Source organism: Streptomyces sp. NPDC059788, assembly GCF_042732265.1.
Taxonomy (GTDB): domain Bacteria; phylum Actinomycetota; class Actinomycetes; order Streptomycetales; family Streptomycetaceae; genus Streptomyces.
Genome location: NZ_JBHWHY010000010.1, coordinates 39,914 through 61,210, shown reverse-complemented (window position 1 = coordinate 61,210; position 21,297 = coordinate 39,914). Strand labels below are relative to the sequence as shown.

Below are 21,297 nucleotides of genomic sequence, written 5' to 3'. Positions count from 1 at the left end.
GGGTGTCCAGGGGCGGGGGCGCTCAGCCGGCGCTGTTGCGGCGGCGGGCAGCGTACATGGCGCCGCCGCCCCCGGCGATCAGGAGCACGGCCCCGGCGCCCATCGCCACGTTGGTGGTCGTGGAGGCGCCGGTCTTGGCCAGTTCGTCCTTGGCAGGCGCGGGTGCGGGCTTGGCGGCGTCTTCCCGGCCGTGCGCGGGCGCGGGCTTGGCGGCGCCGTCCCGGCCGGGCGCGGAACTCGGTGCGGCGCTGGGGGCGGCGCTGGGCTCGGCGCTCTGCCGCGAGTGCGAGGACGGGTTGGTGGGCGCCGGGGCCGGCTTGCGGTCGGTGGCGGGGGCGCCCGGCTCCTTCGGCGCGGCGCTGGGGGACTGCGCCTTCACGGCCGGCTCCTCGGCGTGTGCCGTACCGGCCAGGCCGATCGCCGGCAGGGCGAAGGCCACCAGCAGCCCGGCGGTCACGGCGCTCCGTACCCGGTTGCGGGCCCCGCGCCCGGCGTCGCGGGAGGGCGCGTACGAGGCGGCGGGCGCGGGGGACGAGGCGGCGGTGCGAGTGTCGTTCACGGTGGCTGCTCCATGATCGGCGGGACGGCGCCGGATGGCGCCCTCACCCCTCACGACGTGCGGGAGCGGCCGGGGTTGCCGATGGGGCGGGATTTTCTCGACGCGTGGAGTCCGAGGGCAGGCCCGGGGACGTAAAGCCCGCACAGCCCGTACGTACATCCTGCGTGCGGCCCGGCTACGTGCGCGGTCCGGTGCACCCGGCGCAGATGCCGCTCAGTTCCACGGTGTGTTCGACGGCGCTGTAGCCGCTCTCCGCGCCGACCCGCTCCGCCCAGCGCTCCACCTCGTCGGCGTCCAGCGGGCGGCTGCGGCCGCAGCGGCGGCAGATCAGGTAGTGGCGGTGACCGTCGGCGGGCCGCGGCCGGTAGAGGCGCTCGCCCGCCTCGTCCCGTACGACGTCGACCTGCCCGGACCGCTCCAGTTCGCGCAGGGTGCGGTAGACGGTGGACAGCCCTACGGGGTCGTCGGCGGTCTCCAGGCGTAAGTGCAACTCCTGCGCCGAGACGAAGTCCTGGCACGCGGCCAGCACGCGCAGGACGGAGGCGCGCTGCCGGGTCAGCCGGCCGCCCATGCCGGTTCGTCCTCGTCCTCGTGCCCGTCCTCGTGCTCGCAGGTGGCGTCCGCCCCGTAGGTGTCCCAGGCCGGGAACGGGTCGGTGCCGTAGTCCGCGCCGAACGCCTCGGCGTCCGTGACGAGACAGCCGCCGAGGGCGGTGTGCAGGGCTTCGGCGCGCAGCCGGGTGCCGATGAAGACCAGTTCCTGGGCGTCCACGCCGCTCGCGTCGTGGAACCCCGACGGCTCGAAGCGGGCGACCGGGCCCGCCTGCGACCACAGGCCGGTCACGCGCGGCCGGCCGGCGAGGCGGAAGAACCCCTTGGACCGCAGGATGTCCCCGTACCGCCCGCTGTCCATGCCCTCCGTGACGAACTCCCAGAGCCGCCCGGGGTGGAAGGGGCGCGCCGCGCGGAACACGGTGCTGGAGATCCCGTACTCCTCGGTCTCCGGTACGTGTTCGCCGTTCAGCTCCCTGACCCACCCGGGTGCCTGCTGGGCGCGCTCCAGGTCGAAGCGGCCGGTGCCGATGACCTCGGAGGCTGCCACGCGGCCGTGCCGGGCGGGGACGATCCGGGCCGCCGGGTTGAGCCGGGCGAGGGCGGCCCGCAGGTGTGCGGCCTGCTCGTCGTCCACCAGGTCGAGCTTGTTGACGACGAGGACGTCGGCGAACTCGACCTGGTCGATCAGCAGGTCGCTGACGGTGCGCTCGTCGTCCTCGTACGGGGCGAGGCCGCGCTCGGCGAGGCCGTCGCCGCCCGCCAGTTCGGCGTGGAAGCGGGCGGCGTCGACCACCGTGACCATGGTGTCCAGCCGGGCCAGGTCGCCGAGCGTCGCGCCGTCGTCGCGCGGGAACGCGAACGTCGCGGCCACCGGCATCGGCTCGGAAATGCCGCTGGACTCGATGAGCAGGTGGTCGAAGCGGCCCTCGCCCGCCAGCCGGGCGACCTCCTCCAGCAGGTCGTCGCGCAGGGTGCAGCAGATGCATCCGTTGGTCATCTCGACCAGCCGTTCCTCGGTGCGCGACAGGGCGGCCTCACCGCCGCGGACGAGCGCGGCGTCGATGTTGACCTCGCTCATGTCGTTGACGATCACCGCGACGCGCAGGCCCGCCCGGTTGTGCAGGACGTGGTTGAGCAGGGTGGTCTTGCCGGCGCCGAGGAATCCGGAGAGCACGGTGACGGGCAGCGGGCCACCGGGCGGCGGGCCGGGCTCCGTTCGGGGCGCCGGGGCGTGCGTCGGCCGATCCATGGGCGGTCAGTCCTCCGGGCGCAGCAGGCCGAGCCGGTACGCCTTCACCAGGCGGCGCGGGACCTGGTAGACGGAGCCGTCGACGGTCACCGGGACCAGGGCGGGCGTGCGGGCCTTCCACTGGGCGCGGCGGTGGCGGGTGTTGCTGCGGGACATCTTCCGCTTGGGAACGGCCATGGTCCGACAAACCTCTCCTGGGACGCGGGGCGCCGACGGGCGCGCGGGAGCCGTACGGGCGTGCCGCGGGCACGTGGCGGTGGTGCGGGACGAGGCTATATGAAAATGGGTCCCATTTCTAACTAGGGGTGGCGGGGGCCGGGAGCAGCGGAGGTTCGGGGGGCGTCACGGGTGGGGCGGGCGCGGGCCGGGGAGTGCGGCGAACTCGTCGTCGAGCCCGGGGTGCGGGATGACGTGCCCGCGGCCGAAGCTCTTGTAGGCGGCGGGCCGGCTGCGGTGGCCCGCGCGGTGGGCGTGGCACAGCTCGCGGCGGCCGCACTGCGCGCAGTACAGGCTGGCGACGAACGGCGACAGGGCGACCGGGCCCGCCGGGCTGAGCACGTACACCGTGTCGTCGGAGACCGGTGCCGGGCAGGGGAAGGTCAGCCGGTCGAAGTCCGGGTGGTCGCCCATCAGGTGGTGCGCCACGACCTCGAACGTCCCGGTGCGGCGCTGGTAGGCGCACGACACGGTGAGCAGCCAGGGCAGGCCGCCCAGGAACTGGGCGCGCTCCAGCGCCCGTTCGAAGGTGAGCTGGTGCTCGGCGATGCGCAGCGCGGCCTCTTCCTGGGTCCGCGGTTTGTCGCCGTGCGAGGTGCGGTTGCGCTCACCCTTGAGGCGGTCGAGGAGCCGGGCGAGACCGGGGCCGCTCGGCCCGGCGGTCGTGCCGGCCCCGTCCCGCAGGGCCTCGGCCAGGCCGGGCACCACGTCCGTACGGTCCTGTGCGACCCGGCACAGGTGGTGCAGCCATGCCGTCCAGGTGCCGAAGGTGGTGCCGCCGCCGGAGGCGAGGGCGGCGCGCAGCTCCGCGAGGTTGCGGGCGCCGGTTCCCGCGTGCAGCAGCAGCCCCGCCGCGGTGACGGCGACGGTGGCGGCGAGCGTCTCGGCGGCTTCGAGCAGCGCCTCGTGGCGGTCCTTGTGGCTGTGCGCCCGCTGCATCTCGTGGACGGTGCGGGCGACGGGGTGGGGGAGGGCGCGGCGGGCGGTGGCCAGGGGGTCGGGGGACGGCGGGTATGCGGATTCGGGGCGGGCGGGCTGCCGGAACGAGGAGGGCCGGTGTGGTGGGGCCGGCTGCCGGATCGGGGCGGACTCGCGAGGCGGGGCGGGTTGCGGGGGCGGGGCGGACTCGCGGGGCGGGGTGTCCTCCTGGGGTGGGGCGGTGTGCCGGGGTGCGGCGTCGGGTGGTGGCGGCTTCGGCGGGGGCTGCTGTCCGCGCCATCGCCAGCTGCGGGCGGCCAGCCGGAGCCAGGCGGGCAGCACTCCGAAGAGCAGGGTGAAGACGAGCACCGCGAGCAGCGTGTCCAGCCAGCGGGGCAGGCCGCTCGACGGCCCGGGATACGCGCTGACGGCGGCGGTCTCCAGGGCGGCCAGGCCGACGGTGAGCCAGAACGCCCAGTCCCGGTGCAGGGGGGCGTCGTACAGCCGGAGCACGGCGTTGCGCCGCCGCGGCGACGGCTGCGGCGGGCCCGTCGGCGCAGAGCTGGTGCCCCTCCCCATGCGCCCATAGTGCCCGTGTGGCGTGGCTCACAGCCAGCCCTGTGGATAAGCCGGGTCACCCCTGACGGTCGGGGCTTTCGTACGCAGGGCTCCCGTACGCGGGCCCCGCGTAGCCGGGACTGGCGTACTCGGGGCTGCCGTACTCCGGGCTGCCGTATTCGGGGGCGGAGTAGCCGGGGCGGGAGCGGGGCGCCGGGGCTGCCGCCGTGCCGGCGCGCGCCCGCTCCTCGTCGATGCGGCGCAGCAGGAACGGCAGGATGCCGCGCTCCAGCAGTGCCACCTGCCAGGCCGCGCGGGCCCGCGCGGCCTCGGATTCCTGGCCGGCGCAGTCGCCGCCCGGGGCCGCGTCGCCGTGGGCGGGCGTCGCCGAGCGGTTGCGGGCCGCCGTCACCAGCAGCCAGACCAGGCCGGCCGCGGTCGCCGCCGCCGCGACGCCCGCGGCGATCCAGCCCGCGTACACCAGTTCGTCGGCGAACTGCCGGTGGATGCCGACGAGTCGCATCCCGAAGCCGATCGCGAGGAAGAGGACCGCGGCCACCGCTCCCAGGCTCGGTACGAGTACGGCGAGGGCGGGGAGCAGGCCGCCGCCGGAGCCGGTGGCCGTACGGGCGTCCGCGTCGGCGTCGCTGCCGGTGCCGGGGTGGGTGTCGTCGTCGGTGCGCAGCCGTGCGTACGCCTCGTACTCGGACGCCGCGGCGGCGCAGAGGGTGTCGCGTTCCCGGTGGGCCCGGAGGCGCAGTCGCTCGCGGTCGGCGGCGTCCGGTGTGCGGCGCATCGCCGCCCTGACCTCCGGGGAGTCGAGTGCCTCGCCGAGGACGTGCGCGAAGACGGCGGCTTCCTCGGCCCGTAGGGAGTCGGTGCCTGGCATGGAGATCCCCCCGGCGGATGGGTGCCCGTCACGCGGTGCGCTGTGGACGTGGTGAACCGGCGAGTGACTTGCCGGTTTGCGCAACTGTATAACTCGGCGCGGGTGTACCGGCTCCCCGGCGGCCGACTTCCGGCCATCCGGCAGCCCGCAATCCCCGGATCGGGTGGCCTGCCACGGCCGGGTGAATCGCGCCGCGCGCGGCCCCCGTGGGGCAGCGCGTTGACGGGGTGGTCGAACTTTCGACCGAGAAGGGGCCCTCGTGGGACCGTGACGGACGGTCCGCGGGCCTCGTTCTGCGAGCACCCGTCCGAACCGGCGTCAACCGAGGAGGAACTGTGCAATCCGTCCCGAATCCCATCGGTGCCTGGGCCCGTCGCCGGGCCGGTGGCGAGATCACCGCGGTCCGTGGCGTCTCGTGGCGGCCGGCCGGCTCGCGGGTGTGGGAGCTGACGCGCGCGGACGCGTCCCGGTTCTTCCTCAAGGTGGCGCCGACGGCGGCCCGCTACACGCGCGAGACCCACGCCTACCGCCACGCCGTACCCGCCCTCGGCCACGCCCACGCGCCCGTCCTCGTCGACAGCGACCCCGGAGCCCTCGCGCTGCTGCTCACCGCCGCGCCGGGCCTGGACGCCACCGCCCAGGCGGCGGGCCGCACGGAGAGGTACCGGCAGGCAGGGGCGCTGCTGCGCCGTCTGCACGACGCGGGCGGCGCGGCGCCCGCGGGCGGCGCGGACCGCTGGGCGGCCGACCGCCGCGCCGCCGCCGAGGAGCAGGTGGCCGCGCTGACGGCCGTGGGGGCGCTGGACGCGGCGGAGCGGCGGCTGGTCCTCGACCGCGCCGCGGTGCTCCACCTGCTCCCGCCGCTGCCCGCGGCGTTCCTCCACGGCGACCTCCGTGAGGACCACCTGCTGTGGGACGCGGCGGGTGCCCGCCTCGCGCTCGTCGGTTTCGCGCAGGCACGCGGCGGCTGCGCGGCCGAGGACCTCGTACGGATGGCGTACGGCCCCTGGCAGCGCGACCGGGCCCTGGGCGCCGCCTTCCTGCGCGGTTACGGGCGGGAGCTGACGGACGCCGAGCGGTACGCGCTGCCCACGCTCGCGGCGCTCGACGCGGTCGGCGTGATGGCGTGCGGGGTGCGCCACGGCGACGAGGAAGCCGTGGCGCGGGCCCGGGGCGTGCTCGGCGCGCAGACGCCGCACGTGGCGCTGCGGGCCTGAGAGCGGGCGCGGGGGCCGGGGCGGGGCAGCTACCGTCGCCCGGCCCCGGCGCGCCGCCCGCCGGGCCCTCTTGACGGTCCTCGCCCCGCGTCCCGACGATGAGCCCTCGTGCCCGCGAACGGTGAGGACGGCCATGACCCACACCCCCGGCACCGGAACCCATACCCGCACCGGCCCCGGCACCTCCACCGGTATCGCCCCCGGCACCACAACCGGCACCGATACCTCGGACACCGACCTCACCTACGCCGATGCCACCGACCTGGCGGCCCGCATCCGCCGCCGCGAACTCTCGGCGCGCGAGGTCGTCCGCGCGCACCTGGAGCGCATCGACCGCGTCGGCCCGCAGGTGAACGCCATCGTGACCCTCGACCCCGAAGGTGCGATGGCGGCCGCCGCTGCCGCCGACGAGCACCTGGCGCGCGGTGGTCCGCCCGGCCCCCTGCACGGGCTGCCCGTCGCCTTCAAGGACACCCACCTCACCCGCGGTATGCGCACCACCTGCGGCTCACCGCTGCACGCGGACACCGTCCCGGACGAGGACGAACTGCTCGTCCAGCGCATCCAGGCAGCCGGGGCGGTCCGGATCGGCAAGACCAACGTGCCCGAGTTCGCGGCCGGTTCGCACACGTACAACCCGGTGTTCGGCGTGACCCGCAACCCGTACGACCTGACCCGTTCGGCGGGCGGCAGCAGCGGCGGTGCGGCTGCCGCGCTGGCAGCCGGGATGCAGCCCCTCGCCGACGGTTCCGACATGGGCGGATCGCTGCGCAACCCCGCCTCCTTCTGCAACGTCGTCGGGCTGCGACCCACGCCCGGCCGGGTGCCGGCGTATCCGGCGTGCAACCCGTGGGACACGCTGACCGTGCCCGGCCCGATGGCCCGTACGGTCGCCGACGCCGCGCTGCTGCTGTCGGTCATGGCGGGGCCCGATCCGCGCTGTCCGGTCAGTCTGGAGGAGCCGGGGGAGGTGTTCCGGGGCGCGCTGGGGTGCGACCTCGCCGGGCTGCGGGTGGCCTGGACGCCCGACCTGGGCGGCCGGGTGCCGGTCGACGCCGATGTACTGGCCGTACTGGAGCCGCAGTTGGAGGTGTTCCGGGGTCTCGGCTGCCGGGTCGAGGAGGACTGCCCGGACCTGGACGAGGCCGAGGACGTCTTCCGCATCCTGCGGGCCCACCACTTCGACCTCGTGCTCGGCGCGGTGCTCGACGCGTCCCCCGGCGCCCTGAAACCCAGCCTCGCCTGGAACATCGAGCAGGGCCGCCGCCTGACCGGACCCGACCTCGCCCGCGCCACGGCGGGCCGCGCTCGGCTGCACCTGCGGGCGCTCGACTTCTTCGCCCGCCACGACGTGCTGCTGGCGCCGGTCTCCCAAGTCGTGCCGTTCGACGCGGAGTCGGAGTACCCGGATGTCGTCGACGGCCGTCCGCAGCACACGTACATCGACTGGATGCGGTCGGCCTACTTTGTGTCCGTGCTGGGCGCGCCCGCCCTGTCCGTCCCGGCGGGTTTCACCCCCGGCGGCCTGCCCGTGGGCCTCCAGGTCGTCGGGCCGCCGCGCGCGGACCTGTCCGTACTGCGGATCGGCGCCGCGTACGAAGCGGCCGCGGGGCACGGCCGACGCCGCCCGGACATCCCGGGCAGGGCCGGTACCTGAACCGCGGCTGTCACCCCTCGTCTCTACAATCGCACCCATGAACGGGGAAAAGGATGTGGAGCAGTCCGGCAGCCGGGCTGTCCGCATAGCGGTGTCCGTGGCGTGCGCCGTACTGGTGGCCGTGCTGGCTCTGTTGGTGGCCTGGTGGCTGGAGCTGTGGAGCCCCGGGTTCGCCTTCCTCAGCACGAAACTGGCCGTCAAGGCCGCCGTCGCCGCGCCGATCGCGCTCGTGGCGCTACTCGCCTGGCTGCGCAAAAGCCGCTGAGTCCGGCCCTCTTGGGCTCACCCGGGCGCGTGCGCCTTCGCCCACGCCGTGGTGAAGGGGAAGGCGACGCGGTGGGGCACCGCGCTGCCGTGGACCGGGTGGGGTTCCGGGGTGAGCGCCGAATAGGCGTGGACGGTGGCGCGGTAGAAGCGCTTGGGGGAGTCGCCCTGGAATTCGGCGGGCCCGCGGGCTTTGCGGGCGCGGACGGCGGGGTCCGGATAGCGGCGGGCGTAGAAGACCGCGAGGGCCGCCGCCAGGTCGGCGGGGGCGAGGGCGTGGGCGGTGCCCTCGCCGTAGAGGGCCTGGGCTTCGGCGTCGGACACCTGGGAGTCGAAGACCAGGAGTGAGACGGCGGGGTTGGCACGGATGTTGCGGGAGTGCAGCGCGTCCGAGGCGGACCACCAGTAGAAGTGGTCCGCGTCGTCCCAGGCGAAGGTGACGGGGACGGTCCAGGGGGCGCCCCCGGGGGTGGCGGTCCCGAGGGTGAGGTAGCGGTTGGTGTGCAGGAGGCGGGCCGCCTCGGTGCGTAAGTCGGGGATCGTGGACATGGTCAGGAGCCTTCCTGGGGGAGGGGGGCGGCGGGCGCGGCCGTGGGGACGGGTGCGGCGGCGGTGCGGCGGCGGGCGACGAGCCAGTACGTGACGCCCGGGACCAGCAGGCCCACGGCCCAGGAGAGGTCTATGCCGCCCAGGGCCACCGCGACCGGTCCGGTGTAGGCCGTGGTGTGCATGAACGGGACTTCCAGCGCGAAGCTGACGGCGTAGACGAGGACGGCCGGGCCGTTGACGCGGCCGTACACGCCGCCGCCGGGCGCGAAGAAGGACGGTACGTCGTAGTGGCCGCGCCGGATCAGGTAGTAGTCGACGAGGTTGATGGCGGTCCACGGGATCAGGACGTACTGGAGGATCGCCAGGAAGTCGGTGTACGCGGCGAGGAAGGTGTCCTGGAAGGCCAGGGCCAGGGTCAGTCCGAGGGCGAGCGGGGCCGCGATCAGCGCCGCACGGGCCGGGCGGCCCGGCAGCCAGCGGTGCCGGAAGGTCTGGGCCGCGGTGACCAGGCACAGGGAGGTGCCGTACAGGTTCATCGAGTTGACGTGTACGACGATGACGGCGAAGGAGCACAGGACCACGGCGGACAGGGCGCCGCCCAGGACCGTGTCGAGTCCGGCGATCGCGTCGTCGGCCACCGCGATGCCCATCACGATGCCGAGGAACATCGGCAGCACACTGCCCAGCACACTGCCCCAGTAGGTGAACCACAGGGTGGAGCGGCGGGACGCGGCGTGCGCGGGCATGTAGCGGGTGTAGTCCGAGACGTACGGGGCGTAGGTGATCTGGAGCAGGATGCCGATCGCGGTCATGCCGACGAAGCCGGCGAGGGTGAAGCCGGTGGCGTTCGCGGCGCGTTCCAGGACGCCGGGCGTCATGAAGACCCGTACGGCGCACAGGGCGAGCAGCGCGAGGGTCACGACGGTGGCCCAGCGGCCGACCCGGTGGATCAGGTCGTAGCCGACGACCGCGACGACCAGCCCGGCCAGCGCGCACAGCACCAGCCAGCCGGAGGTGTCCACGGCGGGCACCGACCGGTTCAGTGCCTGACCGGCGATGACCAGGTTGGACGCGAACCAGCCCGCGTACATGAAGACGACGACGAGGGTGACCAGCAGCGAGCCGTGGCTGCCGAACTGGCCGCGGCTCTGGATCATCTGGGGGACGCCGAGGCGGGGGCCCTGCGCCGCGTGCAGGGCCATCAGGAAGCCGCCGAGCAGGTTGCCGAGGGTCACCGCGGCGATGGCCGGCCACAGGCCGAGGCCGAAGACGAGCGGCGCGATGGTGCCGGAGACGATGGTCAGCGGGCTGATGTTGGCGGCGAACCAGACGGCGAACAGGTCGCGCGGGCGGCCGTGCCGGGCGTCCTCCGGCACGGCGTCGATGGTGCGGACCTCGACGAGGTGGTGGTCCGGCCCGCCGGGCGCGGCGCGGGTACCGGTTCCGGGCGGGTTTCCCGGGGTGCCGGCGGGGCGGGGTGCTTCGGCGCCGGAGGGACCGGTGCCGGAGGCGGGGTGCTTCATGGTCGGGCCCCTTTCAGGGGAGGAGAACCCGGCGCAGGCAGCGCGGATGCGGCTCGCGGGGAGCGAACCCGGCTCGGGGACAGCGAACCCGACGAGGGGCCCCCGGAGCCGGTCCGCCGCGCCCACTGCTGTGTACATGCCCGATTCCCCTGATCGCGGCGCGCCGCGGGCAGAGCCGGTCAGCGGGGGCCGCGCGGCCGGTCGGAGCCGGGTCGGCAGCCGACGCGGGTACGGAGCTGGGGCTCGCCGTGCCCGCGTACGGGCGCCGCCGTGCCCGGACCTGCCCGGTCGCCGACGGTCATGCCCGTACTCCGCCGGCTGCGGCGAGCAGGTCCCGGGCCAGCAGCCCGGCGCCGATCCGGCCCGCCCTTTCACCCAGCTGGGCCAGGACGATGTCGGGCAGGGCCTGGAAGGCGGCCCGCTCTTCGAGGCCGCGCCGCAGCGGTACGCGCAGCTGCTCGCCCGCCTGGCTGAGGCCGCCGCCCAGCACCAGGACGGCCGGGTCGAAGAGCGTGATCGCCGTCAGCAGCGTCTGCGCCATCGCGTCGGCCGCCTCGGCCCACACCCGTACGGCCGCGGGGTCGCCGGCCGCCGCGCGGCGCGCCACCTCCTCGGCGCCGGACACCGGGGGCCGCGCTCCGCTCCGCTCGTTGTAGCGGCGTGCCACGGCGACTCCGCCGGCGATGGTGTCCAGGCAGCCGCGCTGCCCGCAGGGGCACGGCGTCCCGTCCGGCCGGGTGACGACGTGGCCGATCTCCGTCGAGCGCCAGTGGCTGCCCGGGAACGGTTTCCCGTCCAGCAGCAGCGCGCCGCCCACACCCGTGCCGACGGGCACGAAGAGGACGACCCGGTGCCCGCGCCCGGCGCCCAGCCGCGCCTCGGCGAGGCCGCCGGACCGTACGTCGTGGCCGAGCGCCACCGGCAGGCCCAGGTGTTCGGACGCGAGGCGCCGCAGCGGCAGGTCGCGCCACTGGATGGAGGCGGAGAACACGACCGTGCCCGCGTCCTCGTCCACCAGCCCGCACGAGGCGATGCCCACCGCGCGCACGTCCTCGCCCGCGGCGCGGGCCGCGGCGAGGGCGGTGGCGGCGTGGCCGAGGACGGTGCGCAGGACGGCGTCGGGGCCGTCCTCGGAGCGGGTGGGGCAGCGGCTCTCGGAGCGGACCGTGCCGTCGGGGGCGACCAGCGCGGACTTGATGAGGGTGCCGCCGATGTCCAGCCCGAGGGTGAGGCCGCCGGGCCCGTCGTGCGGGTGGGCGTCGTGCGGCCGTGCGCCGGCGAACGCGGGTACGGCGGTGCCGGTGGTCCGGCCGCCGCCGGACGCGGTGGGCGTGCCGGGCGGGGGCGGCGTCGAGCCGGGCAGGGTCAGTACGGTGTCGGCCGCCCCTGCCTGCTGGTGGGCGCTGCGCTCCGGGTCCGTCATGTTTCCTCCGATCGCGGCCGGCCTCAGTGGTCCTGGGGCCGCGGTGCGTGTGTGCTCCGCGGGCCCATGGTCTCCAAGTGACGCCTGATGCGGTCGTATTGCCGGACACCCGTGTCGACCGCGAGGTGGGCCCCGTACAGGGCGGCCCGGACCTCCCGGGGGGTGAGGCGGGGGCGCTGGGCGCGCAGACCGTCGCACAGTTCCTGGCTGTGCCGGGGGTCGATGCGGGTGTGGGCCGTGTAGTAGACGCGCATGTCGTCGTCGTGGATGCCCACCCGCGTCATTCCCTCCAGGAGGAGGGTGAAGTGCGGTTCGACCCAGCTTTCGAAGACGAGGAAGCAGCCGTACGCGGCCTGGACGTGCGCCGGGCGCAGCAGCAGGGAGGCGAACAGGTTGGAGGTCGGCTTGGCGAACCACGGGTGGTCGCGGCGGTAGCGGGCCAGCGCTTCCCACCCGGCGGGGGAGCCGAGCTGGCGGCGCAGCCAGTACGTGTGGAAGTTCTCCAGCCGCCCGCGCCCGCACTCGTCCCACAGGTTGGCCGCGGCGACCGCCTTCTGCGGGCCCTGGAGGCCGACGACGAGCAGGGCGACCTCGTCGTCCACGACTTCATTGCGGATCAGTTCGCAGCGCAGGAAGTACTCGATCTGCTCGCGGGTCGCCTCGGTGGCGAGGAAGGGGAAGAGGGGGTGGGCGGCGCCGGGGTTGTCGGCGGCCAGCGCCTCCAGGTGGTCGGCAGCGGCTTCCTGGGCGCGGAGGTCCGGTAAGGGCGCGGGGGTGCAGCCGTACGTGAGGAACTCGTGCTCAAGCCGCGTGCGGGCCGCGTACAGCGCGATTTCCAGGTCGTCGTCGGGGGCGAGCGCGGCCGGGCCGTCGCGGTAGCCGAAGGAGTGGGCGCACAGGGTGGCCAGGTGGTCGTGGAGGAAGCGGCCGTGGGCCTCGGGGTCGGCGCGCAGCCGGGCGAGCAGGGCGGACCGGGCGGCCGGGGGCGCGGCCAGGAAGCGGACGAGCGCGGGGTCCAGGGACTCGAAGGGGTGGACGGGCGGCCAGTACAGGTCCTGGAGGCCGTCGCCGCTCTCCGGGTCTTCGGGGGGATGCGGGCGGCCGGGGGCCGGGGCGGTGTTCACAGCGGGCGGGATCATTCAACGCACCTCCTCTGGGGCGGCCGGCGCGGGGCCGGGCAGCCGGGAGCGGCCGGGCGGTCCGGCCGCCGGCGCGCCGAAGTGTTCGGCGACCCAGGCGTCGTCGTACACGGTGTCCAGGTAGCGGTCCCCGAGGTCGGCGGAGAGCGCCACCACGCGGGCCCCCGGCGGGATGGCGGGCCGCAGCCGCAGGACGGCGCTGAGCACGGAGCCGGTGGAGCCGCCGACGGCCAGGCCGTGCGAGCGGGCGAGCCGGCGGCACATCAGCACGGCGTCCCGCTCGGGTACGGACACCACGCGGTGCACGTCCCGTGGGCGGCACAGCTCCGGCACCCGGCTGGTGCCCAGGCCCGGGACGCGGCGCAGGCCGGGCGGTCCGCCGAAGGTGACCGAGCCCTCGGAGTCCACGGCGACGACCGTGGTCCGGGGCGAGTGGCGGCGGAAGTGCGCGGCGCAGCCCATGACGGTGCCGGTGGTGCCGGCGCCGACGAAGAGGTAGTCCACGCCCTGGATCTCGCGCAGGACGGCGGCCGCGGTGCGGGCCGCGTGCACGGCCGGGTTGGCGGGGTTGGCGTACTGGTTGAGCCAGGTCAGCGACGGGTCGAGGTCCAGGGCGCTGCGGATCAGGGCGATCCGGCTGCCGAGGTAGCCGCCGTTGCGGTCGGGGGTGTCCACGACGCAGACGTGGGCGCCGTACGCGTGCATCAGTGCGACGGACTGCCGCGGTACGTGCGGGTCGGTGACGCAGGTGAAGGTGTAGCCCTTGGCCGCGCAGACGGCGCTCAGGGCGATGCCCAGGTTGCCGGAGGACGACTCGATCAGCGCGCCGCCGGGGCGCAGCACGCCGCGGCGTTCGGCGTCCTCGACCAGGCCGGTGGCGGTCTTGAGCTTGACCGAGCCGGCCGGGTTGAGCCCTTCGAGCTTGAGGAACAGCTCGGCGTGCGGCAGCAGGCCGTCCAGGCGCAGGAAGACGTCGTCGGTGACGAGTTCGTAGGCGTGGTCGACGATCATGGGGCGGCCGACCCCCCGTCCCCGCGACCGCCGCCCGCCGCGTCGGAGGCGTGCGGGGTGTCGGCCGCGTACACGCCGTACGTCTCCTCGGCCACCCCCGCCACCCCGGGCGCGATCCGCAGCGCGTTGGCGGCGATCGTCAGCGCCGGGTTGACCGCGGCCGAGGACGGGAACCAGGAGCTGTCCGCGACCCACAGGTTGTCCAGCTCGTGGGCCTTGCACCGGGGGTCGACGACGCTGGTCGCCGGGTCGTCGCCGGCCACCGCGGTGCCGCACTGGTGCGAGTTGACCGCGATGCCCATGCGCCGGGTGCGCACCAGGGGGAAGCCCGCGCGGCGCATCATCGACGCGGCGCGGCGCACCAGTTCGCGGTGCGGCGGCAGGTTCACCGGCCGCCAGTGCACCTCGACGCGTCCCCCGGCGCCGACGGTCACGCGGTTCTCCGGCACCGGCAGGTCCTCGCTGGTGAGGTACAGGTCGATGCTGCGCCGGGTGGCGGCGGCGAGCAGCGGGCGCGGGGTACGCGGCCACAGGCCGCCCGCCGAGGGGGGACGCAGTTTGCCCAGGGCCTGGATGTTGCCGAGCGGCCCGTGCGCGCCGTTGTCCAGGTACCAGTCGTTGACGCCCAGCGTCTTCTGGAACACCGCATCGTTGGTGCGGCGCGGGTCGACGGCCATGAGGAAGGTGCTGTTGTGCACCAGGTAGTTGCGTCCGGCCCGCCCGGAGCCGTTCGCCAGGCCGTCGGCGCGTATCGGTCCCGTATGCAGGGCGCCGGGCTCCGAACGCAGCAGCAGGGCGGCCGTGTTGACCGCACCGCAGGCCAGCACGAACCGGCCGGCGCGGATGCGCAGCTCACCGCCTTCGTACTGGGCCAGCGCCTCGGTCACCCGCCGCCCGGTCACCCCGGTCACCAGCCGGGTGACGGTGGCCCGGGTGAGCAGCGAGACGTTGCCGGAGGCCAGGGCGGGCCGCAGGGCGCACACGTCGGCGTCGCTCTTGGCCTCGACCAGGCACGGGAAGCCGTCGCAGCTGGCGCAGCGCAGGCAGCCGCCGTCGTCGCGCAGGTCGATGCCGGTGGGCAGCGCGTACGGTGTCAGGCCCTGGCCGCGCAGCGACTCCGCCAGCGCGGCGACGGCGGGTTCGTGGGGCACGGCGGGCCAGGGGTAGTCGCCGGAGCGCCAGGGGTCGGTCGGGTCGGCCGAGCGGGTGCCGTGCACCCGGTAGAGGCGTTCGGCCCGCGCGTAGTGCGGTTCGAGGACGCCGTACGGGAACGGCCAGCCGGGCGAGACGCCTTCCGCGTGCTCCAGCGGACCGAAGTCGGCCTCGCGGAAGCGCGGCAGCGTGGCGCCGAAGAGCTTGGTGTTTCCGCCGACGTAGTAGTGCACGCCGGGGGAGAAGAACCGGCCCGCCCCGGCGTCGTACCAGGCTTCGGCGTTGCGGTAGCGCCCGGCGGTGAAGACCGCGGGCGCGGACCAGTTCTGCCACTCCCGGGGCAGGAAGTCGCCGCGCTCGACGACCAGCACACGCGCGCCGGTGCCGCGCAGCGCGTACGCGAGCGTCGCGCCGCCCATGCCGGAGCCGATGACGGCGATGTCGCAGTCGACGACGGGGCCGGTGGGGCGGAGCAGGCCGCGCGGGCGCCCTTCGGTGCTGCCGCGCGCGCCGTCAGAACGGGGTGTCGCTGTCACGGTGCCTCCTCGTGGGGACCTGTGGTGCTGAGGAGAGATAGCGGGCGGCGATCTCGTGCGCGAACGCCATGATCGTGCCCTGCGGGCTGACGCCGGCCGGCCCCGGCAGCACCGAGGCGTCGCACAGCCGGAGGTTGGTGAAACCGTAGGGGCGCCCGTCCTGGTCGCACACGCCGCCGAGCGCGGGCCGCCCCATCGGGCAGGACGCCATGGCGTGGACGCACACCAGGTCCCAGCGGCGCGGGTCGGAGCGGACCGCGGTCTCCTGCGCCGCGCGGTCCGTGCGCAGCGGCGGCGCGCCGGGGCACGGCGGGTACAGTTCGACGGCCCCCGACCGGAACAGCAGCCGCGCCGCCCGGCCGAGCGCGAAGCGCAGCAGGCCGTGATCGTGCGAGGTCATGCCGTGCCGCAACAGCCGCCCGAATCCCGGCCGTTGCCGCACGGCGACCCGCCCGTTCATCCGTACCTGCACCGTGTACACGGCGGCCCGCTCCAGGTCCGCCAGCAGCGCGTTGACCACCGCCGGACCGTGCCCGGCGAGCGCCGCGGCCAGCGAACCGGGGGTGAGGTTGGCGGGCATCACGTGAATGCCCAGGCCCTCGAACTCCCGCAGCTGGGACGTGAAGATGGTGCCCCGCCCGGCGTGCACCGGGTCGGCGAAGCGGGCGACCAGGCGGAAGTTCACGTGGAAGCCCATGGCGCGCCCGGCGGCCCGGCGGTGGATGCCGCTGCGCTGGAGGAGTACGGCGCTGCCGACGGCTCCGGCGGCGAGGAAGACCGTACGGGGCCGGTAGTCGACGCGGGTCCGGCCGTCCGGGCCGCCGAAGGCCGTCACGCCGTGCACGCTGCGGCCGTCGTGCCGCAGCAGCACGGCCCGGGTGCCGGAGTCGATGCGCGCGCCGTACCACTCGGCCTCCGGCAGATAGCTGACGGCCATGCTGTGCTTGGCGCCGGTGGGGCAGCCGGTGGGGCAGCGGTTGCGGTGGCGGCAGCCGGGTGCGGCCCTGCGGGCGGTGGCCCGGCGCCAGCCCAGGGCGTCGGCCGCGTCGGCCAGCAGCAGGGAGTCCGCGTTGCCGTCGCCGTACGGCTGCTCGATGACGCCGAGCCGCTCGGACACCCTGCGGACATGCGCCGCCAGCCGGACGGCACGGTAGTCGGTGGTGCCCATGACCCGCGCCCAGCGCTCCAGCAGCGCGTCCGGCGGCGCCCACAGCAGCCCGCCGTTGACGACGGTGCTGCCTCCCACGCAGCACCCTTCTCCGTACGGGATGACCGGGCTGCCGAGGATGGGGGTCAGCCCGGCGTCGCGGTAGAGGCGGCGGAGGTTCGCGGCGGGCGGCGACGCGGCGAGTCCGGCGGTGGTCGCGCGGGGGCCTTCCTCCAGGACGACCGTGCGGTGGCCGGCGCGGGCCAGCTCCAGCGCGGCGACCGCCCCGCCGGCGCCGGAGCCGATGACCAGGGCATCGCAGGAGACCGTACGGGCGTTGCGGTGGCGGCCGGTCGGGCGGCCGGCCGGGCGTCCTGCCGGTTGTCCGGCCATGTATCCGGTCATGTGTCGGGTTCACCGTCCAGGCCGCCGTACAGCGCCAGAGCGTCGACGACGGTGAGGAGGCGGCCGAAGCCGGGGAGGCGCGCGAGCCGGTCGTACCCGGCAGCGGGCGCGAGGCGGCGCGCCGCGGCGACCCGCAGTCCGAGCCCGACTCCCCGCAGGCCGACTTCGAAACCGAAGCGGTACGACACGGGCAGTCTCTTCAGCGCGCCGACGACATGCGCGGCAGCGCGCGCCCGCGCCGGCGGTTCGGCGAGCGCCGGGTAGCGGTCGGCCCACAGGGCAGGCAGTCCGCTGGCCCGCAGCGCTCGCGCCATCCGGCCGCCGTCGTCCGCATGTGCGCGGCCGGTGCGTCCCGCGTACGGGCCGTTCACAGCGCCACCGCCCGCTGCCTGGCCTCCCGGCCCCGTACGGGCACATGCTGCGCCAGTACGTCCTTGGCGAAGCGGGCCAGCAGCCTCCCGGCACCCTGCTCCAGCACCGAGTCCAGCGCCTGGAGGAAGACCTCCACCTCCGTCTCCCCGGCGATCAGCGGGGGAGAGGCGATGAGCGGCAGGCCGTGGTTGGAGCCGTAGTAGGCCAGGACTCCGAAGTCGCGGTAGAGAGAGGCGATCACGGCGGCCGTGATGAGCTTGCGGCGGGCCCGGGGGTCGCGCGCGAAGGAGGAGGGCACCAGGCGCAGCAGCCGGTCCAGCGCGGGGTAGCTGTCGTTGAGGAACAGCCCGTGCAGCGCGCCCCGGCCGAAGGTGCCGGCGATCAGGGTGCGGTGGCGGGTGGCGAGGTCGGCGAGGCCGCCGCCCAGCCGTTCGCCGATCCGTAAGGCGCGCCCGGCGTAGTCGTCCTCGACGGCGATGGCGACGGCTTCCAGCGCGGTCGCGGTCTCCTCGCCGAAGCCGTAGTAGGTGGTGCTGTGCAGTGTCGCGTCGGCGTGGTTGTCGTACGCGGCGCGGAAGACCGGTTCGCGCGCGATGTAGCCGGAGATGGAGGCCTTGCCGCCGCCGAAGGACTTGGAGGTGGTCAGTACGTCGGGCACCAGGCCGGGGTGGCGCATGAAGTGGAAGAGCGTCCCGGTGCGGCCCCAGCCCGTGTAGACCTCGTCGAAGATCAGCACGATGTCCCGTTCCGTGCACAGCCTGCGCACCTCGTACAGGAACTCCGCCGAGCACTCGCGCACGCTCGACGCGCTGAACGGCTCCAGCACCACCGCGTACACGTCGCTGCTGCCGTCCCCGGCCTGGTGCCGGTCCAGCGCGAGCGCGAAGGACTTGGCGTCGTCGTAGGCGAAGTGGTCCGTGCCGGGCAGGCAGGGGTAGGGGAAGTCCACCTCGGGGGAGGCGGTGAGGCTGCCCGCGCCGAGGAGTTTTCCGTGGAAGGAGATGTCGCTGTGCAGCACCGTGCCGCGGCGCCCGTGGTGGTACTTGTACGCGAGTTTCACGGCGCCTTCCACCGCCTCCGCTCCGGAGTTGGGGAAGTAGCTGATGTTCAGGTCGCCGGGCAGCAGCCAGGCCAGGTTGTGGCTCAGCCCGGCCACGTACGGGGACAGGAAGTTCTTGTGGACCTCCATCGCGCGCCGGTCGGCGAAGCGGCCGCGGGCCGCGAGCAGCCGGGGGTGGTTGTGCCCGTGGTTGAGGACGCCGATCCCGCCGGTGAAGTCCAGGATGCGCCGCCCGTCGCGCAGGGTGATCCAGCAGCCGTCGGCGTGGTCGACGAGGTCCTGGCCGAAGCCGAAGGAGCCGAGCAGCGAGACCTGGGAACGACTGACGTACTGCCGGTACAGATCGTGCACCTGGTGGGCGGACATCTGCTCGCAATCTTCCGTGGTGAACAGGGGCTGCGGGGTGCGGTGGTGGGTCATTGCTCCGCTCCGGTCCGGTGGGTGGCGTGGGCGGCGGCGCCCGTGCGGGGCCCCGCCGTGCGGATGCGGTCGGCGATCAGCCGTCCGGCGCGCTGCCCGCCCCGCAGCGCGTAGTTGGTGCCCCGGTCCTCGGGGAAGACCTGTGCCATCCCCGCCAGGTAGAGGCCGGGCACGGCGCTCTCGACGCCGGGCACGGTCCGCGAGTAGTGCCGGGTGATGACCGGCTGGGCGTAGTCGGCGCGCCAGACGTGGTGGGCGCGCACCCACTCCTCGCGGAAGGACGGGAACATCCGCCGCAGGTGCGGGAGGCTGTGCCGGTAGACCTCCTGGTCGCTCATCCGGTAGAGCGGCGCGTCGGCCGGCAGATACGTGGAGAGGTAGACCAGGTGGCGCCCGCCGTAGTGCTCCGGGGCGTCGAGGTTGGTGTGTTCGATGACGCCGACGTACGGGAAGTGCGGGTCGGTCACGTTGAGCCAGTACGTGTCGGACAGCGGCCGGTCGTTCTCCAGCACCAGGCAGAGGTTGGCCAGGTACGGGATCGCCCCGAGGCGGCGGCGCAGCGCCGGGACGGCGGGGTGCGCGGACCCGGCGAGCAGCCCGGCGGCGGGCTCGGGCGCGCAGGTCACCAGCACCCGCGGCGCGGTGATGTCCGCCCCGCCGCACCGGACGCCGGTCACGCCCTCCGGCCCGGTCAGCACCTCCGCCACCGGGCTGCCGGTCCGTATGCGGACGCCCAGCTCGGCCAGCCGGGGCAGCCAGGCGTCCAGCAGGGCGCCGCAGCCGCCGCGCAGGTAGTGCAGCACCTCGCGGCCCGACCGGCTGCGGCTGCCGCCCCGCAGGTGCAGCTTGGTCCACATCCAGGTGGCGCCGACCTCCGGCGCGTACGCGCCGAACTTGCCCTCCAGCAGCGGCCGCCACACCCGGTCGTAGACCCGCCGCCCGCCCAGGCCGACCAGCCACTCCTCCGCGGTCAGCGCCTCCAGCTCCCGCCAGTGCCGCACCCGTCCCGCGCGCAGCACCGACCGGCCCAGGCGCAGCCGGTCGGCCGGGGGCAGCGGCGCGAAGCGCAGGACGTCGAGGGGGGAGGACAGGCGGTGGATGCCGCCCGCGTAGTAGAAGCCGGTGCGGCCGTGGTGGCGCTGCACCAGGTCGGCGCGGCCGAGGGCGGCGCAGAGCCGGAAGATGTCCGTGTCGGAGGCGAACCAGTGGTGGTAGAAGCGTTCCAGCTGCCGGTCGCCGACGGTGAACGTGCCCGCGAGGCCGCCGACGTGGTCGTCCGCCTCCAGGACCAGGCAGCGCAGCCCGGCCCGGCCGAGTTCGTGCGCGGCGCCCAGGCCGGTGAATCCGGCGCCGACGACGATGACGTCCCAGTCGTCGCCGGGGGAGCTGTCGGTGGAGCGGCCGGGGAGCTCGTCCCGCCGCCCGTTCACGGCCGTCACCGGACGCTCCCCGTGGCCCACGCCTCCGGGGACGCGGTCACGTCCGCGGCGACCAGCTCCGCCGGTGCCGGGACGCCGGACGCCCAGCGCTGGTGGACGACGTAGGGGGGCCTGCCGCGCACCTCGCGGTGGATCAGCAGCAGGTACTCGCCCAGCACCCCCAGCAGCACCGCCTGACCGCCAAAGGCCCACGCGGCCGGCGGCAGCGGGCGGCGCAGTACGGCCGAGGTCAGGGCCGTACCGCCGAGCCAGGCCAGGCCGACGGCGCCGGGAACCCGGGCCGGGGCCGAGGAGCAGGCCAGCAGGCCGCGCCGGGACAGGCCCGCCATCTTGCGCAGCGTGTACTTGGTCCGGCCGGCCGGCCGCGGCAGCCGCCCGTACTCCAGGCTCGTCTCGGGAAAGCCCGCCCAGCACACCGCGCCGCGCAGATACAGCTCGCTCTCCGGGAGCAGGGTCAGGGTGCGGACGACCTCGCGGTCCAGCAGCCGGAAGTCGCCGGTGTCGAGGTTCACCGGGTGGTCGGCGACGGCGGCCAGCAGCCGGTAGAAGACGTGCGCGGTGCCGGTCTTGAAGCGGCTCTCGCCCTGGCGGCCGGTGCGCCGGGCGGATACCACCGGCCAGCCCGCGCGCCAGCGTTCGACCATGTCGGCGATGAGGCCGGGCGGGTCCTGGAGGTCCGCGTCGATGGTGATGACCGCGTCACCGGACGCCTCGCGCAGGCCCGCGAGGACGGCCGGCTGGTGTCCGAAGTTGCGGGTCAGCCGCACCAGGCGGACCCGCGGGTCGGCGGCGGCGAGCGCGGTGAGCCGGTCCCAGGTCGCGTCGCGGCTGCCGTCGTCGACGTACACGACCTCGTGCTCGCACTCCGGCAGGCCGCGCAGTACGGCGGTGAGCCTGCGGTGCGTCTCCCCGATGACGGCCGCCTCGTCGAGGCACGGCACCACGACGCTGACCAATGGCCTGGCGGCCACTGCGGTGAGCTGCGTGGGCGTTCGGGTGGCGGGCATTTCGGTCCTCTCCTGGGGGCGGGCTGCGGGGGT

General features: G+C 75.1%; 20 protein-coding genes. 3 read left to right on the top strand and 17 right to left on the bottom strand.

From position 1 onward, the window contains the following. Positions 1-22: 22 nt before the first annotated feature. From ACFV57_RS11220 to ACFV57_RS11195, 6 genes are all read right to left on the bottom strand, one after another. The gene (locus tag ACFV57_RS11220; RefSeq protein WP_385228711.1) at positions 23-559 is read right to left on the bottom strand and encodes an LPXTG cell wall anchor domain-containing protein; all 537 of its coding nucleotides are present in this window, start codon (positions 557-559) and stop codon (positions 23-25) included. A gap of 175 nt (positions 560-734) precedes the next feature. Further along, positions 735-1,130, bottom strand: a complete 396-nt coding sequence (locus ACFV57_RS11215) for a Fur family transcriptional regulator (RefSeq protein ID WP_385228709.1) — start codon at positions 1,128-1,130, stop codon at positions 735-737. Continuing rightward, complete coding sequence (locus tag ACFV57_RS11210) at positions 1,115-2,362, bottom strand: GTP-binding protein (protein ID WP_385228707.1); 1,248 nt, start codon at positions 2,360-2,362, stop codon at positions 1,115-1,117. The genes ACFV57_RS11215 and ACFV57_RS11210 overlap by 16 nt, the downstream gene beginning before the upstream one ends. Positions 2,363-2,368: 6 nt before the next feature. Then, complete coding sequence (gene rpmF / locus ACFV57_RS11205) at positions 2,369-2,539, bottom strand: 50S ribosomal protein L32 (RefSeq protein ID WP_030018017.1); 171 nt, start codon at positions 2,537-2,539, stop codon at positions 2,369-2,371. 165 nt (positions 2,540-2,704) lie between these two features. Continuing rightward, a complete protein-coding gene (locus ACFV57_RS11200) occupies positions 2,705-4,075 on the bottom strand; it encodes a hypothetical protein (protein WP_385228705.1) in 1,371 nt (456 codons plus the stop codon). Between the two features lie 55 nt (positions 4,076-4,130). After that, positions 4,131-4,943 carry a hypothetical protein gene (locus ACFV57_RS11195; protein ID WP_385228703.1) on the bottom strand — a complete coding sequence of 271 codons (813 nt, stop codon included), beginning with the start codon at positions 4,941-4,943 and terminating at the stop codon, positions 4,131-4,133. Positions 4,944-5,278: 335 nt separating this feature from the next. On the opposite strand from ACFV57_RS11195, the gene ACFV57_RS11190 reads away from it, so the two are divergent. The 3 genes from ACFV57_RS11190 (at position 5,279) to ACFV57_RS11180 (ending at position 8,082) form a co-directional block, all read left to right on the top strand. Next, positions 5,279-6,160: a phosphotransferase gene (locus tag ACFV57_RS11190; RefSeq protein WP_385228701.1), complete on the top strand. Its 882-nt coding sequence runs from the start codon at positions 5,279-5,281 to the stop codon at positions 6,158-6,160. Positions 6,161-6,293: 133 nt separating this feature from the next. Next, complete coding sequence (locus tag ACFV57_RS11185; RefSeq protein ID WP_385228699.1) at positions 6,294-7,817, top strand: amidase; 1,524 nt, start codon at positions 6,294-6,296, stop codon at positions 7,815-7,817. Positions 7,818-7,854: 37 nt separating this feature from the next. Further along, positions 7,855-8,082: a hypothetical protein gene (locus ACFV57_RS11180; RefSeq protein WP_385228697.1), complete on the top strand. Its 228-nt coding sequence runs from the start codon at positions 7,855-7,857 to the stop codon at positions 8,080-8,082. A 17-nt stretch (positions 8,083-8,099) separates the two neighbouring features. Here ACFV57_RS11180 and ACFV57_RS11175 read toward each other — a convergent pair whose 3' ends face one another. The 11 genes from ACFV57_RS11175 to ACFV57_RS11125 form a co-directional block, all read right to left on the bottom strand. Then, complete coding sequence (locus ACFV57_RS11175; protein ID WP_385228695.1) at positions 8,100-8,630, bottom strand: pyridoxamine 5'-phosphate oxidase family protein; 531 nt, start codon at positions 8,628-8,630, stop codon at positions 8,100-8,102. Positions 8,631-8,632: 2 nt separating this feature from the next. Beyond that, complete coding sequence (locus tag ACFV57_RS11170) at positions 8,633-10,153, bottom strand: purine-cytosine permease family protein (RefSeq protein WP_385228692.1); 1,521 nt, start codon at positions 10,151-10,153, stop codon at positions 8,633-8,635. A 298-nt stretch (positions 10,154-10,451) separates the two neighbouring features. Continuing rightward, the gene (locus ACFV57_RS11165; RefSeq protein ID WP_385228689.1) at positions 10,452-11,576 is read right to left on the bottom strand and encodes an ROK family protein; all 1,125 of its coding nucleotides are present in this window, start codon (positions 11,574-11,576) and stop codon (positions 10,452-10,454) included. Between the two features lie 23 nt (positions 11,577-11,599). After that, positions 11,600-12,715 (bottom strand): iron-containing redox enzyme family protein, encoded by a 1,116-nt coding sequence (locus ACFV57_RS11160; protein WP_385228686.1) that lies wholly within the window; start codon positions 12,713-12,715, stop codon positions 11,600-11,602. After that, a complete protein-coding gene (gene sbnA / locus ACFV57_RS11155; protein ID WP_385228683.1) occupies positions 12,716-13,726 on the bottom strand; it encodes a 2,3-diaminopropionate biosynthesis protein SbnA in 1,011 nt (336 codons plus the stop codon). After that, on the bottom strand, positions 13,723-15,414 hold the full coding sequence (locus ACFV57_RS11150; RefSeq protein WP_385228680.1) for a GMC oxidoreductase: 1,692 nt from the start codon (positions 15,412-15,414) through the stop codon (positions 13,723-13,725). The genes sbnA and ACFV57_RS11150 overlap by 4 nt, the downstream gene beginning before the upstream one ends. Beyond that, entirely contained in the window at positions 15,392-16,966 is a 1,575-nt protein-coding gene (locus ACFV57_RS11145; protein WP_385228677.1) for a GMC family oxidoreductase N-terminal domain-containing protein, read from the bottom strand. Before ACFV57_RS11145 ends, ACFV57_RS11150 begins: the two co-directional genes overlap by 23 nt. Continuing rightward, on the bottom strand, positions 16,963-17,337 hold the full coding sequence (locus ACFV57_RS11140) for a hypothetical protein (RefSeq protein ID WP_385228674.1): 375 nt from the start codon (positions 17,335-17,337) through the stop codon (positions 16,963-16,965). Before ACFV57_RS11140 ends, ACFV57_RS11145 begins: the two co-directional genes overlap by 4 nt. Then, the gene (locus ACFV57_RS11135; protein WP_385228671.1) at positions 17,334-18,818 is read right to left on the bottom strand and encodes an aspartate aminotransferase family protein; all 1,485 of its coding nucleotides are present in this window, start codon (positions 18,816-18,818) and stop codon (positions 17,334-17,336) included. Before ACFV57_RS11135 ends, ACFV57_RS11140 begins: the two co-directional genes overlap by 4 nt. Then, the gene (locus ACFV57_RS11130; RefSeq protein WP_385228668.1) at positions 18,815-20,257 is read right to left on the bottom strand and encodes an NAD(P)/FAD-dependent oxidoreductase; all 1,443 of its coding nucleotides are present in this window, start codon (positions 20,255-20,257) and stop codon (positions 18,815-18,817) included. Before ACFV57_RS11130 ends, ACFV57_RS11135 begins: the two co-directional genes overlap by 4 nt. Beyond that, complete coding sequence (locus ACFV57_RS11125; protein ID WP_385228665.1) at positions 20,254-21,264, bottom strand: glycosyltransferase family 2 protein; 1,011 nt, start codon at positions 21,262-21,264, stop codon at positions 20,254-20,256. The genes ACFV57_RS11130 and ACFV57_RS11125 overlap by 4 nt, the downstream gene beginning before the upstream one ends. Positions 21,265-21,297: the final 33 nt, after the last annotated feature.